Origin of the sequence: Paenibacillus sinensis (genome assembly GCF_019904155.1) — a bacterium.
Classification (GTDB): Bacteria; Bacillota; Bacilli; order Paenibacillales; family Paenibacillaceae; genus Paenibacillus_AQ; species Paenibacillus_AQ sinensis.
On sequence record NZ_JAHCMB010000061.1, the window covers coordinates 63,232 to 78,762 of the forward strand.

Below are 15,531 nucleotides of genomic sequence, written 5' to 3' on the forward strand. Positions count from 1 at the left end.
ATAGACGATCGTGCAGGGGACGATGGTTTATCTGAACTTGACCTTTGACTTCTCTACTTTCATTTCCGGGTCCACGTATTTCAAATAAGGAACGATTTTGCCGGGCTGTTCCACTTTCGGCCCCAGGATGATTTTTGAAGCGCGAAACGGCTTGTCGTCGTCTTTCTCCAGATACAATTCGGGAACGGGCGAAGCTTCCATGTTCAATTTAATGTCGGGAGAATCCGCAGGAGCATACCGGATCAGCCGAAGCTCTTGTTCATAGGCATAATCTTCGGTCTTGAACAGGAATCTGATCTGGTCGATCGCCTCCGTCAAATGAAGGAGAATGATATCTTTCAGCGCTCCGCATGCAGCGTCATGCTCGCATTCCCTGGAGAAAAAGCTGAATTCATTGACGATTTCCTTAAGCTCCCTGGCTACAATCTGTTCATTCTTCTCCAATTCTTCCAATTCTTCTTCCGACTGCTTGTCTTCATCTTTGCCGAATTTCAGTCTGATTTCGTCCCTGCAATCATTATGGATATAAGCTACCCGATAGGGGATATATTTCTTCGATGAACGATCCGCCGACTCCCACTCGCTCTTGAAATCATGCTCCAGCATATCGTAGTCGCTGTCGAAGAAATCGCTTCGCATCACAAGACAGTAACCCTTCCCCTGATCACCGTATTGCGCCCACATGGGCAGCTGGTCAATCTGCATCGTGAGACTGTGCAAATATACATTGCTGGACTGCATATCCGCATCGGCTGAATTGTGGAAATTATCCCGCACCTCATTCAGCAGGGGACTCTCGTGTTCATGGCATTGAATCAACGCATCGATCAGCATGAGTCCTTCGGATGGATCATTCATATATGCGGCGTTGTTAAGCCGCAGTTTCACGGCTTTGGCGTTATCCTCCCCCGGCTTCTTCATCACCTTTGACAATACGCTCATCCGGGAATAGTGGGCCAGATGCTGTCCCTTGGTGACATCGTAGGCACATGCGTTCATCATGTTCCTCAGCCGGATTTGCATCGTAATCAGCCTTAACTGGATATCGTCCTGGTCTTTAAAATCCCTTATGATTTTGCTTATAAAATAAAACTGGGTATCCTCCAACAATTCGGCATGCACAGCCGCGAAATGATGGATAATCCGATAGTCTTCAGGATTGCTGCTCCGCTTTCTTCTGATGATCATTTTTAAAAAGGAGGTGACATTATTATCCTCCCGCCCAGCGAATTCTCTACCTTCCATGAATAATGACTTCGCCTGCTCGATATCACCAGTCTTCAAATAGGTCAGCCAGCCCAAAAAATAATAATGGCTCGGGTTTACACTTCCTCCCCGATTGCCCCGGTCTATCTTGACCACCTGTTCCGAGTATTTTAACGCTTGATTCAATTGGCCATCATAATAATAGGCGACTGAAAGATTATAATAGAGATAGGATTTATCCGGCAATAATTGGATAGCTGCATGAAAAGCCTCATATGCCTTAGAGAATTTCTTCTGTCTGATATATGCCAGGCCCAGCCGATTATGGTGGCCAACTTCTTTGGGGTTTAATTCGATCGCCTTCAATCTGGCCTTGATCTCTTCGTTGGTGTCTCCCATATTGCGATAGGAATTTCCGATACTATTCCAGTAGTCGTCATTGTCCTCATTCAGTTTTATTGCCGTCTTCTTCGCCGCGATCGCCGCTTTATAATCTCCTCTGACATCATGGCTAACTCCCAAACTTCTCCAGAATTCCGGATTGTCGGGCATCAGTTCGGTTGCTTTGGTCTTGGCTTCTACAGCCGCTTCATAATCCCCTTTTTCATGCTGACTGATTCCAAGACTATTCCAGAAGCCCGCATTCCGCGGCTCCAGTTCCGTTGCTTTCTTGCCCGCTGAAACAGCCGCTGCATACTCTCCGTTCTTATAATAGCTTGTACCTAGGCTGTCCCAATACATTGCGTTTTGCGGCTCCAGCTCCGTCGCTTTCCTTTTCGCTGCTATCGCTTCTTCATAACCTCCGCTGTTGTGCTGGCTGCTCCCCAGGTTATACCAGTAAACTGCATTATCAGGCGCTAATTCTGTCGCTTCTATTCCAGAGGCAATCGCCTGCTCAAAATCGCGCTTTCCCCGGTAACACAGCCCCATCAGGTTCCTGTACCTTCCGTTTCCAGGCTCCATTCCCATGGATTTTTGCAGCGCTGCCATAGCATCATCGATATTCTTCGCCCCTAAGTAGGCTGCCCCCAAATTCCCCCAAATTACTGCATCCTCCGGTTTTAAACCCGTGGCTTCCGAATATTCTTTGATCGATTCATCATACAAGAAATGCTTGTAATAAAAGTTACCCAAGTTATTGATAGCTCTCGCTATCGACTCGTTGTTCCCGCCTGTCCGCTTATTCTCCACATCCGTCATTAACGCAGCCAGTTCGGTAATCCAGTCATATGTATCCGATTCTTTGCACACAATCGTTATGTTCCGTATCTCACCATCCGCTTTGAGAAAACGCAATATTTCCTTCAGCAGAATGGCTTCAGCCTTTCCGGCCGGATAATCGATCGCCTTGATGCTCTCGCAGGAAACCGCGACCGTCTCCGCCTGATGCGATACCGCAAGCTCGAGTGAACGACGGAAGCATGCCTCCAGCCGCTCTGCCGCATCCGCTTCCCCTGCCTCCGCCCATCCGGGCGCAGACGCATGAATAATCCATTTGATCCTGCCGGACAGCTCATAGGCTCCTGTTATAAAAGCATCGCCGGAAGCGCAATTGCCTTGCCGTCTGCATTCTTCCAGCAATTCCTCTCCCGCTTCCCTAAAGATGGCGTCTCCGGCTCTCTCGCCGAAAGGGGTTCCCTCAACGTAAAGGTTGATTAACGCATCAACCTGCCGATCCAATAGTTCTCCTTCTTGTATGTCTACTTTATCCATCAATATCTTCTCTCCTGATTTCAAGATTCAATTCTCACCCGTCAATCCCCACCCCTTCCATATTTCAACATTCTTCGAGACAATTCCTGTCCGGAGTTAGTATTGTCCTGGATTTCTGCTGTCTTTGTCTCTATTTGTCGGGCTTGCATTTTAACGAAAGGCAGTTTATTCTATACTCAGAAAATAATTTTTAATATTATTGCTGATTATCAGAAAATAATTTTCAATACAGTGGATTGAACTGAATGTAAAGGAGATTGTCCATGTCCCCCATCCTGCATACCCTGGAGTCCGAGCTTCCGCGTCTCTCCCAGACCGAGCGCAAGCTGGCCGAGCGGATTCTCCAAGCTCCCGGGGATATCGTTCACCTCGGCATTACCGGGCTTGCGGAGCAGTGCGGCATCAGTCCTGCGGCGGTGACGCGCTTCTGCAAGGAATTTCATTTCAAGGGCTTTCCCGATTTCAAGGTCAAGCTGGCTGCCGAGCTCGCGCACACCGAAGTCGGCCAGCAGGGCGGCCCGGCATCCTATCAGGATATTGTAGCGGGCAATCCGCTGGCGACGATCGTCGAAGCGATGCAGGCCAATCACCTCGCCTCCATCCGCGATACGACTTCACTTCTGGACCTGGACAATCTGGAACAGGCGGTGAAGCTGCTCTGCGGCGCGCGCCGGATCGATCTCTACGGTATGGCTACCTCCTCGGTCGTCGCCCAGGATTTCTACCAGAAGCTGATCCGGATCGGCGTGAACTGTACCGCCTTCGCCGATCCGCATATGCAAATCACCTCGGCGTCCACGCTGTCGGAGGGTGACGTCGCTTTTGCCATCTCGTATTCGGGGGAAACGCCCGAGACGATCGAATCGCTGTCCTGCGCGAAGGAGAACGGTGCAGCCACCATCTCGCTCACTTCCTATGGCACCAGCAAATTGGCTTCGCTGAGCGAAATCGCGCTCTTCGCCTCTTCGCTGGAGAAAGGCATGCGCCGGGGCGATATGGCTTCAAGGATCGCCCAGCTTCATATTATCGATATTTTATTTACCGGAATGGTCAGCGCGGGGTTTGCCGATTACATCCCCAGACTGGAGCAATCCTACCGCAACGTCCGCCGGTTCAGACATAAAAGAGGAGGCAGCGATACATGAATCTGTACAAAATCAGCAAGAACGAAGACTTCGCGCAGACGGGAGCCAATCTGGTTGCCGGACTGCTCCAGACCAATCCCAGAGCCGTGCTCGGCCTTGCCACCGGCAGCTCGCCCATCAGCGTCTACGAAGAGCTTGCAGCCATGCACCGCAGAGGACTTGTCAGCTTCTCCAAGGCTTCCTCCTTCAATCTGGATGAGTATGTCGGACTCCCGGCAGATCATCCGGAGAGCTACCGGAGCTTCATGAACCGGAACCTGTTCGATCATATTGATATCGACCTCACCCGCACGCATATTCCGGACGGCAACGCTCCGGATCTCGCAGCCGAGTGCCGGGCCTACGATGCAATGCTGGAGGAGCAAGGCCCTGTCGATCTTCAGATTCTCGGCATCGGCGGCAACGGCCATATCGGCTTCAACGAGCCGGGCACCGGCCTCGAAGGCGGAACTCATGTCGTTGACTTGCTGCCGGAGACGCGCCAGGCCAACTCCCGGTTCTTCCCTTCCATCGACGAGGTTCCGCGTCAGGCAATCACGATGGGCATCGGTACGATTCTCAAAGCGCGGCAGATTCTCCTGCTGGCGCGAGGGGCCGAGAAGGCGGAGGCGATCCGCAAGGCAGTTCGGGGGCCGATCACAACGGAATGCCCTGCTTCCCTGCTTCAGACTCATCCGAATGTTGTTGTACTACTCGATGAGGGGGCAGGACAATGGGTGAACTAACCCATACCCGGCTGCTGTTGTTTGGTCGGGTGCTGACACCTGAGGGAGTGCTGGATGACGGCGTTGTCGCCGTCGAAGATGGGGTCATCTTCTACGCAGGCGAAGCTAAGGAGCTGCCTGCCGCCTGCACGGGGTGGCCGGAGAACGGACGGGGCGGGGATGCGCTCCTGATCCCCGGCTTCGTCGACGTGCATGTCCACGGAGGAGCGGGACATGACTTTATGTATGCGGATCTTCCGGATATATCGGAGACAGCCGCCTTTCACGCTGCGAACGGGACAACAACGATGCTGGCCACAACAATGACCGCGTCGAAGAAGGATCTCGATCTGGCGCTGTCCCGGATTCATGCTTACCGAAGCGGGGATATGCCTTACGCCCAAATCGCGGGCGTGCATCTGGAGGGCCCTTTCATCAGCCCGGATTGGCCGGGAGCCCAGAACCCGGAGCACATCGTCCTGCCGTCCACGGAATGGCTGGAGGAATGGGAGGCGGCCTATCCGGGAATGATCCGGCAGGTCACCTTCGCCCCCGAACGCGACGGCGCGGAGAAGCTCATTCCCTGGCTCAGGGAAAGAGGCATTACCGCAGCGCTCGGGCATACCGGCGCCACCTACGAGCAGGTGATCGCCGCCGCCGGACTCGGCTTGAATCAGGCGGTCCATGCCTTCAATCAGATGACCCCGCTTCATCACCGGAAGCCGGGGGCAGCCGGAGCCGTACTCGCGGATGACCGGATACGGGCCGAGGTAATTGCGGACGGGATTCACGTTCACCCCGCCGCCATCTCGATTCTGGCCCGCCTCAAAGGGCCGTCGGGCCTCATTCTGATCACCGACGCTATGGCGGCCGCGGGTCTGCCTGACGGCAGCTATGCCATCGGCGATCTACCCGTCACTGTGAAAGACGGCGTTGCCCGGCTGCGTGACAACCCGGACGCTCTGGCTGGAAGCACGCTGACGATGATTCGGGGCTTCCGCTTCCTTGTGCAGGAAGTCGGTCTTTCCCTGGAGGACGCCTCCAGAGCCGCCAGCCTAATACCGGCGCTCTCGCTCGGTCTGGATCATGTAATAGGCTCGCTGGAGGCCGGCAAGCAAGCCGACATCCTGAAGCTGGATGCAGAGCTTGAGCTTGACGGTGTCTGGATCAAGGGACGGGCATTGTCCTCGTAATAGTTATTCATTATGTACAATACAAGCAGCCGTTCTTCCTCCGTTCCGGGACGAATGGCTGCTTGCTCGTTTTGGCACTATAAACTTAATCCCTAGCGGGTTGTTGTCGTGCCGCTGTGTGTCGGGAAGATACGTTCCACAAGCTTACTGAACTCGTTGGCAAAGCCCGCGATCGGATGGCCGGCGCGAACCTGATCGGCGAAGCCGCCGGCACGGTCTACAAAATCCGGGTTGGCCGACACATAGACATTGTCGATATGAGGCACGCTTCGTTTGACCTCAACTGCAATTTTGTCCTTCATCGCCGGAGTCACGGCATCGGTAGTGGTGGAAGTGCCGGTGGAATACATACCGTAGGTATGGCCTCCGCGAGCAGCCGGATGCGTAGCGGTACCCGTCATCGTTCTGCCGTCTTCCGTAAGAGTGCCGATCCGGTTCGTGCCTGTCATCCCTGTACCACGGTTATGATACAAAGTTCCTCCCCCGGTTCCGTACCCGGTTCCGTTGCCTGTACCGTATCCGGTGCTGCCTGGAGCCATGTTCATTCCTTTGGATGTGATTCCATCGGGAGCAACAGCCTTCGGCGTGATATGTCCGGGAGTAGCAGCCTTCGGTGTGATGTGTCCCGGTGCAACAGCTTTCGGCGTGATGTGTCCGGGAGTAGCAGCCTTCGGTGTGATGTGTCCCGGTGCAACAGCTTTCGGTGTTACGACTCCCGGTGCAACAGCTTTAGGTGTTACGGTTCTCGGTGCAACCGTTTTGGGCGTAACGCCTTTGGTCGTGGTGCCTTTGACGGCTGCGGGGGCCTGATTATCCAGAGAGACCGCCACATATGCGCTTCTGCCAACAACGAAGACGTTGGCGTTCTTTACACCCTTCATGGCGGCAATCCGGTGAGACAACGCATCGTTCATGCTGAGGCTCGACATATCCTCTCCCCGGACGGACCGGATACCGAGACGTCCGTCACGAACACTCTGAGTCTTAACGGTATTAGTGCCAACTGCCCCCTGATTGTTGGTGGTACCGCAGCCCGTCAAGCCGATCATGCTGACCAGCAAAGCGGCCGAAACGGTCATGCCAATTTTTGCACGTAACATGCAGTCATCCTCCTCTGGTTTATAAGGTCAACCAATGGTTAGGATGACTCCGCAGGCCCGGAACTATGCTGAAAGGATTTGACATCAGCCGCCTTTCCATTTACCCCCCGAGCGAAGCGACGAGCCCGCGAAGCGGCTCGTAATAGCGGGCTTTTGTAGCTTCCGCTTCCGCCATGATCGCCTCGCGATGCCGGACGGTTCCCATGCCATCATGCATCCGGTAGCCGGTCAGGGTCTGGTTCAGCATGACCGGGATATATCCGTTCAATATGGACCGGTACCATAAGTCGAAATCATGCGTGTACGGAAGCGATTCGTTGAACAGCCCAATCGCGCCGAACAGCTCTTTTTTGATCATAACCGTACAGCCGTTGATGGGGTTGCCCTGCAGGAAGCAGCGAAGCAGCTCGATCGGGCTGCCGAAGACGAGTCCGGCGTTTAGCTGGGTAGCCTGGGAAGCCGCATTGATATAATTGAAGTTAGTGAACGAAATCAGCAGCCGGTTCTGTTCCATGAACAGTGCCTGATTGTTGATTTTGTCGTGGTAAAAAATGTCATCCGAGCTCAGCCAGGCCACATAATCACCTGATGCACTGCGGATACCGTGATTCAGGGCGGAGGCGGTGCCGCCGTTGGCTTTACCTAAATAATGGACGTTCGGGTGCACGAGAAACGGCGTGATCTGGGCGGCATGGTACACGGAGCCGTCATCGACCACGATAATCTCATGAGGAGGCAGGGATTGAGCTAAGGCACTTCCGATCGCATGCTCGATATATGGACAGTTATAGAATGGAATCACGACGGATACTTTCGGCCTCATAGGCTATCTCCTTTCCCGCTGCTGCGGCAGTATTCCAGAATATCTCTCAGTGAACGGTCAAGGTTGATGTCCGGACACCATCCCAGCCCAGAGGCATGTGCATGATCGGCATCCCCCTGGCCCGCTGGCGGAGCTGGGGCAGCTGTAGCTCCCCAATCTATGGGAACCTGTGCGGAGGTCATGGCGAGCAGCCGCGACGCCACCTCCCCGAGCGTCCGAAAGCGTCCGGTATCCACCCGGTAGACCCGCCCCGGCTCCCCCTGACGGAGAATAGAGTCATAGGCTCGCACCGCGTCCCGGACATCCAGAAAATCGCGACGGTCCTGCGACGAGGACAGCCGGAACGGCGAAGGCGTATCTCCCCGCTCGCAGGCGGCGATATGTCCGGCAAGCAGCGAGCAGAAGCCGGTCGATGGGCCGGGCCCGATCAGATTGCATGGTTCCGCGACGAGAACCCGCTGCCGGAACAGCCGGCTCCAGGCCAAGGCTACCCATTCCTCCAGCGTCTTGCTGAGACTGTACGGATGCTGAGGCTGTTCTCCGTTCTCCGGCCGGAATTTTAGCAGAGAACCGGCGACCAGGACGGGCACGGACGGGCGCTTGCAGAGCGCCTCAAGCACATTCGCCGTCGCCATGACATTGGCCTCCAGAACCTGCGTCGGCCGTTCCCAGGATTCCGGCACCGAGTTCCGGCCGGCCAGATGCAGCACCTCATCGGGTGCCGCGTCTGACATAAGCTTAAGGACAGCCTCGCGGTTCCGAAGGTCGCAGAACATGACGCGGACCCCCGGAGGGAACGGCGAAACCCTCCCGCCCTGCGGTTCGGGTCCCCGCAGCACGGCCGTCACCTCCGCGCCTTCCGCCGCGAAGAAAGACGCGGCATGCCGGCCCGTAAAGCCGGCGGCGCCGGTGATCAGAAGCTTTCGGGCGCTCACGAATATCTCCCGCTTCCTGCCATCCAATCGGCCAGCTCTGCGAGCATATCCGGATAGGATGGCAGCTCGAAGGCCGTGTCGGTCCGCGTCACGGCAAGCGTCCGGTCTTGCACGGGAACGTCGACCGGCACAATCTCGGCATCCGGCTTGCCGAATGCCGAAGCCATCAGGCCGAGGAGCTCAAGCTTGCTGACCGGCGAGGGATGGGCCAAATGAATAAGGCCGGACACCGGCGAGTCCAGCAGGCGATCGACCGCCTTGGCCAGCTCCAGTGTGGTAACGCCGTTCCACATGACCCGGCTGTAACCCGGCACTAGGCCCGATTGCGCCAGGAACCAGCCCATCAGTCCGATGCCGCCGGGCCGGATTTCCGGACCGATTATCGAGGTGCGGATCGTGACATGCCCGGACTCCCGGACCTCGCCGAGCGCCTTCGTCACGGCATAGATGGAGGTCCCGTCCGGAGGGTCCGCCTCCGTATAGCTCCCGCGCGTGCCTTCGAACACACAGTCGGTGCTGATATGGATCAGGCGCGCGGACACCTGATCGGCCGCCCGCCGGAGCCGGTGAGGGAGGAAGCCGTTGATATGGTAAGCGGCGATTGTATCGGCTTCCGCGAAGCGGTTAAGCACGCCGACCGCGTTGATGATGATGTCCGGCGAGACGATGCTTACTGTCTGCTCCACCGCCGCGATATTATCCACATCGACAATAAGCCCGTGAGGGTCGCTGCGGTCCCGGGTGGTGTAGAAGACCTGGTGCCGGCCCTCCAGGCGGAAATAATCCGCCAGCATATGCCCAGCCATCCCGTTCCCCCCGAAGATGAGCAGCTTCATTGCAGGAAGCCTCCCCGTAACAGAATGTCGCGGATCTGGCTCTTGGACATCAAGTTATTCCCGGAGCTGAAGCTGCTGAAGGTGACCGGCTCACAGCCGGCATACCGGTCCTTCAATTCCGGAATGTTGAGCGTCGGCAGAATGACGAGATACTGGCTGTCGTATACTACGGTTGAGAGGCTCTCGAAATCGCTCATCAGGATTTCGTCGATCTTCTCTCCGGGCCGCGTTCCGGTCTCCACTATTTTTACACCGGTCTTGCCCGATGCCTCGATCAGCACCTCGGCCAGATCGACGATCCGGCAGGTAGGCATGGTCATGACGAAGATTTCGCCGCCTATGGCGGCTTCGGATGCCTTGAACAGAAGCGTGATGGCGTCCCGCAGCGTGAGGAAGAAACGAGTCATTTTGAGATCGGTGATCCTGACTTCTCCTTTATCCCGGATTTGCTTCATGAACAAGTGGACAACACTGCCGTTCGTTCCCAGCACATTTCCGCCTCTCACGGTCACGAACTGCGTGCTTGCGCCAAGGAGATTTGCATAGACCATCAGCTTCTCGCCGATGGCTTTGGTCATGCCGTAGAAGTTGGACGGGTTGGCCGCTTTGTCGGTGGAAATGTAGATCACTTTCTTCACATGGCTTGCGGCTGCGGATTCAATGACGTTCTGCGTCCCGATCACATTGGTCTTGAGCGCTTCGTACGGCTGATCCTCGCAGACGGGCACATGCTTCAGAGCGGCGAGATGAAACACATAATCCACTCCCCGGCAGGCCGCGGACAGCGCCTCCCTGTCCCGGATATCCCCGATCACAAAGGTCAAGCGGGCGTTCTCAAATTCACGGCTCATGGCGACCTGGGCCGACTCGCCGCGCGAGAAGACGATGATTTCCTTCGGGTTCTGCTGCAGCAGCTGCCGGATTAGTTCATGCCCCCAGGAACCGGTGCCGCCTGTTACCAGAATCCGTTGATTATTGAACATACAGGTTCCCTCCAAGCAAAAATTTAACGACCTTGCGCGATACGTCCGGCGCCAGATAGCCCTCCGGAATTTCCCACTTGCGCTCCAGTCCCGTCATCAGCTTCGCGCTGCGCACGATGGCTTCGGCGTCTACGCCCGATACGATGTTGCTGCCGCAGTCTACGGTCTCCGGCCGTTCGGTCGTCCGCCGAACGGTGACCGTCGGCACACCCATCAGGCAGCATTCCTCCTGGACCGTGCCGCTGTCGGTGACGGCGCAGAAGGCATTCTTCTCAAGCGAGATAAAATCAAAAAAACCGAACGGCTCATAAAATTCCACAAGACTGTGCATCTGCAGCGGGAAGTCATTGCCGAGTCTCGATCTAGTACGGGGATGGATGCTGCAGATGAGCCGTATGCCGAAATGCTCCGCAATCCGGTTCAGTCCGGTCATGATCTCAAGCAGCGGCCCTGGACTGTCGACATTCTCGGCCCGGTGGGCCGTCACGAGAAAATACTCTCCCTCTTCAAGTCCAAGCCGCGCCAGAATATCGCTTGATTCGATACGGCTGCGGTAATGATTCATGACCTCATGGATCGGATTGCCGGTCAGCACAATCCGGCCGGAAGGTATGCCCTCCGCCAGCAGGTTTCGCTTGCTCTGAGGGGTGTAGGGCATATTCACGGTCGACACGGCGTCGATGACCCGCCGGTTCTTCTCTTCAGGCACCGCGAGGTCGTAGCAGCGGTTGCCCGCCTCCATATGCACAACCGGTATGCCCATCCGCTCGGCCAGAATGGCGCAGAGAGCGCTGTTGGTATCCCCGAGCAGCAGAACCCGGTCGGGCCGCTCCTTCATGAGAATCGGCTCCAGCCCGCCGAACATAGCCGCCAGCTGGCCCCCGATTCCCGCCTGTTTCTCCTGCAGATAATAGTCCGGCGCCCGAAGACCCAGCTCCTTGAAGAAGATACCGCTGAGGCTTTCGGTGAAATTCTGGCCGGTATGGACCAGCACATGCCGGTCCGCGCACCGGTCGAGCAGAGGCACAATCACGCTCAGTCGAATGATCTCCGGCCGTGTGCCGAGAATGGTCATGATCTTCATGTTTTCACTCCCTGTAAGCTCTTGTTAGGCTATAGCCGCCTCAGCGCCGTTTCCGTGCGCGTGAGCGGGTTCTGCCGCCACGCCGCCGCGACCGGCGCCGGACCGCCGTCTTCGCAGACTTCGGCTTCCGCAGCTTCCGGCGCAGGCGCGGAGCCTTGTGCCGGGAGAGCCGCCGGCGCTTCCCGCCCCGCGGCTTCCCGGAGCGGCGGGCCTTAAGCCCCTTGGCCCGCTTTTCAGAGCTCCCGCCTTCGGCAGCGGCGGGAGGCTCCGGTGCCGGCGGAAGTACAGCCGCCGGAGGCACAGGCCAGCGGAGAAGCCAATTCTCCGCCAGAATTCTCAGGCGCTCGCGGTAAGCGGCAGGTCCGTACAGGGCGGTCGCCCGAAGCCGGACGTTGTAGCCGATGTCCCCCGCGAGCGCCGGGTTCAGGAAGCTGAGGACGCGATGCGCCAGTATTTCATGATTCTGCGGCGGCGCCAGGCCGTCCTCGAAGCCGACAGCGCGGAGAATCTCTCCAAGGCCGCCGGAATCATAGGCGACGACCGGCTTGCCGAAGACGAGACCCTCCAGCGCGGTCATGCCGAATCCTTCGCGGACGAGGCTTGGAACAACGACTACGTCCATGGCGCAATAAGCCTGGGGCGGACATGCTTCATAGCCGGTGAAGCGGAATCGGGACAGCAGACCCTCGAGCTTCACCTTCTTGAGACAGCGGGCATAGTACGCCTTGTCGCCCGGCTCGCCGATTACGAGAAAGCGGCAGTCCGGCCGCTCCGCCGCTACCGCAACGGCCATATGAATGAAATGCTCAAGCCCCTTCGGCTCATTGATATATGAGGAGATATACCCGACCAGCGGATGCCCGGGCTTGATGTTCAGCTCCCGTCTCCGTTCGGAGCGAAGCTTGCTCCAGGCCGGCTCCATCAGCTCTCCGTCATTCCATGTAGGCGGCAGCAGCGCGATATGCTCCCGCGCTTCCGGTCCGAACGGCTCTGCCGCCGTCTCGGATATGCAGAGAATCTGGTCGCTGAGTCTGTGGATAATTCCGGTAGTGATCGCCGTATACTCATTGATCGCGATCGTTTCGCTGATTTTCCACACAACCGGGATTCCCAGGCTTTTGGCCGCCGCAGCAGGCAGCACGTTCACGCAGGTGCTTGTCACGATGAACGCAGGCCGCCGCACATCGAGCCATGCTGTCAGCTCCCGGAAATCCCGGCTGCCCTGAAGCTCGGCCAGATCCTGCTCCAGTCCCGCGTAAGGGGTATACAATCCATACAGCAGCGGTATGGACAGCAGTTCAACCGGTATTCCGGACTGCCGGGCCTGACGGGTCAGCTTGCCTTCCTTCGGTGCCGCCAGGAGGCAGTCGAAATAGGGAGCCAGTTCCCTGGCAAAGGTAAGCAGCAGTTTCTCGGCGCCCGTAATGCTGCTGCCGTTGGATACATGGGAAAACAGAACAACCGCAGGTTTGTCGGCCATTGGCATATGGCCGCTCCCGGCTCCGGCCCTCTCGGCGGCGGGAGCGGCTCTTCACCTCCCTGTTCGATATTCGGGAGCCGTCTATCCGAAGATAATGGTAAGCAGCTCGTTGACCCGCTTCGGATACGTATGATCCCGCAGCGTCCGCTCCAGCCCCTTCAATGCGATCCGCTGCCGCTCTTCTTCGTTCGCCAGATAGAAGCGGATTTTATCCATCAGTTCCTGCTGCGTGCTGAACGTATCGATCTCTTCGCCCGGCGTATAGAAGGTCGCCAGGTCATCCCGGGCGTCGCAGAGCTGGAGGGTGCCGCTTGCCATAATTTCAAAGGTCCGGGGATTCGGCGATGCCGCGGGAACCGCCAACGTGTTATTGTTGACGACATCGTCGACATGGGAACGGTGAAGATTGATGACGATTTTGGAACTGCTGTACGCCGCCGCCGTCTCTTGCGGAGACATCCACTTGCCCACCTCGATCCGTTCTCCGTAGAGCGCAGCCTCGGGCAGGCGATCCCACCAGATGCCGTTGAACACCGTGTTGTACTCCATCAGCTGCGGCATGATCTCCCGGAAGAAGTTAACCCGGTTCCAGTAGGCCGAGCCAATAAAGCTGATATCTCTTGGCGATCCCGGACGGGTAATCATCGGACGGTAATGCGGCCGGTATGCCGCGAACGGCAAATAATGCACCTGCGCGCAGCCCAGTTGGCGATAATATTCGATGCAGTTGCGCTCCAGCGTGAATACATAATCATAGTGCGGCGCGAGAACAAGCGTAAAATCGGTGTAATAAGGATCGTCGGTCAGCCAGACCGCCGTCCGGATGCCCATGCCCCGCAGCTCGTCGATCTGCTCCGTCGGCAAATCCATGCCGTCGAGCACGAGCACAAGGTCGGGCCGGTTCGCACGGGCCAATTCGACGAGATTCTGGCGGACGTCGGTTACGGTCACCGCCGCCGTCAGGGACTGAACCGAAGCCAGCAGCGCTTCGTCCAGCGGCGAATAGGGGTAGCCTTTGCCGGAAGCGACATACATGACGTGAACGTCGCGAACGGGCAGCGGCTCCTCGGGACGTCCATCCAGCACGGCGAATCGTCCCCGCAGATACCCTTGTTCAAATCCGCCCCGGAATCCTTGGAGCCTCCCCTGCAGCTTCGCTTCCTGCGCCGGGGTCAGGGGAATCGGCGGAACCGGAAGAATAAAGTCTTTAATCATACGCGTCCTCTCCTTTATGTGAGTGTTTCTTCGCTCGCCCGGGCCTCATGAATCGTGTCCAGCAGTTCGGGCATTCTTGCCATAAACGTATGACGGGTCAATGTGGTCTGCAGGCTCCTCACTGCGAACTTCTGCCGCTCCATCGGATGCTTCAGGTAATACTCGATTTTGGACTCCAGCTCGGCCGCGGATTCGAAGGTCTCCAGATCATAACCGGGCCGGTAATGGTCTGTCAGATCGTCCCGGATATCCGTCAGCTGCATCGTGCCGCATGCGCTGATTTCATAGGTCCGGGGATTGATCGATCTGGCGGGGATGCCGAATGCGTTACGGTTATCGGATCCCGGGTCCCAGGGCCGGTGAATGTTGATAACAAGCTTGGCTCCGCAGTAATAATTGGCCGTCTCCTCCGGCGGAATGTAGCCGCTGTGAATGAGCGGGGACAGTCTGTCGTAGGTTTGCAGCCGCTCCCAGAAGCCGCCCGCAATAAAGGTCCGGTGACGGCACAGCACGGGCGCGAGCTCGTCGAACAACTCGGTCCGGTTAAAGAACGCGTTGCCGATGAACACGATATCGTACCGGTACTCCGGTCCGATCTTGCGGGGATGGAACATAGCCGGATTGACGCTCAGGGGCAAATAATGCACCGACTGCGCGCCCAGTGAGCGGTAGAATTCCACACACCCCATTTCATGCGTAAACACATGGTCGTAGTGGTGGCACAACTCGGCGGTATCCGCCGTGAAATAAGGATCGTCCACGAACCAGACGGCAACCGGAATGCCTAAGCTGCGTATGCCCGCAATCTGCTCCAGATGATTATCCGGAAAAATATGCAGCCCGTTCATCACCAGCACCGCCTGCGGGGATTCGCGCACGGCGGTCTCCAGCATATCGTGCGCCGGGGTTACAATCAGTTCCGTTACAAGTCCGGCCAGCGCTTCGGAGACGCCGGCGTCGATAGCGTCAAAGCCCTGGGGAACGTACATCAGCTTCAAGGGCCGCCGGGTTCCCTGAGCCGGCGGATTAAGCGCCCTTACCGCTTCACACAGGCCATAGCGGTAACCCTGCCGGTAACCGTCGCGGTAGCCCATCTTGCGCTTCTTCCTCATAA

At 57.2% G+C, this 15,531-nt stretch carries 13 protein-coding genes; 3 read left to right on the top strand and 10 right to left on the bottom strand.

The window, feature by feature from the left end:
- Positions 1-27 precede the first annotated feature (27 nt).
- Positions 28-2,919 (bottom strand): tetratricopeptide repeat protein, encoded by a 2,892-nt coding sequence (locus tag KIH86_RS08020; RefSeq protein ID WP_223083046.1) that lies wholly within the window; start codon positions 2,917-2,919, stop codon positions 28-30.
- A gap of 263 nt (positions 2,920-3,182) precedes the next feature.
- On the opposite strand from KIH86_RS08020, the gene KIH86_RS08025 reads away from it, so the two are divergent.
- From KIH86_RS08025 to nagA, 3 genes are read left to right on the top strand one after another with little or no spacing between them, the layout of a single operon-like run.
- The gene (locus tag KIH86_RS08025; RefSeq protein ID WP_223083047.1) at positions 3,183-4,064 is read left to right on the top strand and encodes a MurR/RpiR family transcriptional regulator; all 882 of its coding nucleotides are present in this window, start codon (positions 3,183-3,185) and stop codon (positions 4,062-4,064) included.
- Positions 4,061-4,789: a glucosamine-6-phosphate deaminase gene (nagB, locus tag KIH86_RS08030; protein WP_223083048.1), complete on the top strand. Its 729-nt coding sequence runs from the start codon at positions 4,061-4,063 to the stop codon at positions 4,787-4,789. Before KIH86_RS08025 ends, nagB begins: the two co-directional genes overlap by 4 nt.
- Positions 4,777-5,961 (top strand): N-acetylglucosamine-6-phosphate deacetylase, encoded by a 1,185-nt coding sequence (nagA, locus tag KIH86_RS08035; RefSeq protein ID WP_223083049.1) that lies wholly within the window; start codon positions 4,777-4,779, stop codon positions 5,959-5,961. The genes nagB and nagA overlap by 13 nt, the downstream gene beginning before the upstream one ends.
- 92 nt (positions 5,962-6,053) lie before the next feature.
- Here the strand turns inward: nagA and KIH86_RS08040 are convergent, their stop codons facing one another.
- The 9 genes from KIH86_RS08040 to KIH86_RS08080 all read right to left on the bottom strand — a co-directional run bounded on the left by KIH86_RS08040 (position 6,054) and on the right by KIH86_RS08080 (position 15,529).
- Positions 6,054-7,061, bottom strand: a complete 1,008-nt coding sequence (locus KIH86_RS08040) for a YhcN/YlaJ family sporulation lipoprotein (RefSeq protein ID WP_223083050.1) — start codon at positions 7,059-7,061, stop codon at positions 6,054-6,056.
- A 100-nt stretch (positions 7,062-7,161) separates the two neighbouring features.
- Positions 7,162-7,884, bottom strand: a complete 723-nt coding sequence (locus KIH86_RS08045; protein WP_223083051.1) for a glycosyltransferase — start codon at positions 7,882-7,884, stop codon at positions 7,162-7,164.
- Positions 7,881-8,819: an NAD-dependent epimerase/dehydratase family protein gene (locus tag KIH86_RS08050; RefSeq protein WP_235775315.1), complete on the bottom strand. Its 939-nt coding sequence runs from the start codon at positions 8,817-8,819 to the stop codon at positions 7,881-7,883. Before KIH86_RS08050 ends, KIH86_RS08045 begins: the two co-directional genes overlap by 4 nt.
- Positions 8,816-9,655 (bottom strand): dTDP-4-dehydrorhamnose reductase family protein, encoded by an 840-nt coding sequence (locus tag KIH86_RS08055; RefSeq protein ID WP_223083052.1) that lies wholly within the window; start codon positions 9,653-9,655, stop codon positions 8,816-8,818. Before KIH86_RS08055 ends, KIH86_RS08050 begins: the two co-directional genes overlap by 4 nt.
- On the bottom strand, positions 9,652-10,638 hold the full coding sequence (locus tag KIH86_RS08060) for a polysaccharide biosynthesis protein (RefSeq protein ID WP_223083053.1): 987 nt from the start codon (positions 10,636-10,638) through the stop codon (positions 9,652-9,654). Before KIH86_RS08060 ends, KIH86_RS08055 begins: the two co-directional genes overlap by 4 nt.
- A complete protein-coding gene (gene wecB / locus KIH86_RS08065) occupies positions 10,628-11,722 on the bottom strand; it encodes a non-hydrolyzing UDP-N-acetylglucosamine 2-epimerase (RefSeq protein ID WP_223083054.1) in 1,095 nt (364 codons plus the stop codon). Before wecB ends, KIH86_RS08060 begins: the two co-directional genes overlap by 11 nt.
- 40 nt (positions 11,723-11,762) lie before the next feature.
- Positions 11,763-13,202: a glycosyltransferase family 4 protein gene (locus tag KIH86_RS08070; protein ID WP_223083055.1), complete on the bottom strand. Its 1,440-nt coding sequence runs from the start codon at positions 13,200-13,202 to the stop codon at positions 11,763-11,765.
- Between the two features lie 81 nt (positions 13,203-13,283).
- On the bottom strand, positions 13,284-14,417 hold the full coding sequence (locus KIH86_RS08075; protein WP_223083056.1) for a CgeB family protein: 1,134 nt from the start codon (positions 14,415-14,417) through the stop codon (positions 13,284-13,286).
- Positions 14,418-14,431: 14 nt separating this feature from the next.
- A complete protein-coding gene (locus tag KIH86_RS08080) occupies positions 14,432-15,529 on the bottom strand; it encodes a CgeB family protein (protein ID WP_223083291.1) in 1,098 nt (365 codons plus the stop codon).
- Positions 15,530-15,531: the final 2 nt, after the last annotated feature.